The organism is Vibrio ouci, from assembly GCF_004551525.1.
GTDB classification, from domain to species: domain Bacteria; phylum Pseudomonadota; class Gammaproteobacteria; order Enterobacterales; family Vibrionaceae; genus Vibrio; species Vibrio ouci.
In genome coordinates, this window is sequence record NZ_SATR01000361.1 from 1 (window position 1) to 451 (window position 451).

Sequence of the window (451 nt, forward strand, 5' to 3'; positions counted from 1 at the left end):
TGCGCCTATTTTCTTCTTCCAAGATGGCGGCTGCAACATCAGCAAAGCCTAAATAGTCTGTGAGGATATTATTGGTCAAGTTGATAATGAGTTGATCATACGAATCTGGAAGACTTTGAAGTAGAAGCTCTGCACGTTCACTTTCCTCTATTTGTTGACCCAACGTARTGAGTTGTGAAAATAGAGTYCTTATTGTGTTGATGTGGTCAGTCACCGCCRTGGTTTCTGCCATTCGAAGGGTATAAAGTCTCCGCTTTAAGAAAATCTTATTRTGCAAAGACTTRGACTCATATAGCTTTGTTAGAGTCTCCCATATCTCCTTAGCTRTTTTCTTCTCCGCCACACTTGATAATACTTCATCRGCTAATGCTAAATGTATGTTAGCAATAGCATTGCCATCCATCTCATTCCATTTTGCATTATCAGTGATCTCCGCGGGTCGATCCCCAAT

The 451-nt window shown here is 40.8% G+C and carries 1 protein-coding gene; it reads right to left on the reverse strand.

What is annotated here, in order from left to right; translation table 11 throughout:
* Positions 1 to 403, reverse strand: a 403-nt coding sequence (locus tag ELS82_RS28030) for a retrotransposon gag domain-containing protein (RefSeq protein WP_167489574.1), incomplete at its 3' end; no start/stop codon positions are given.
* Positions 404 to 451: the final 48 nt, after the last annotated feature.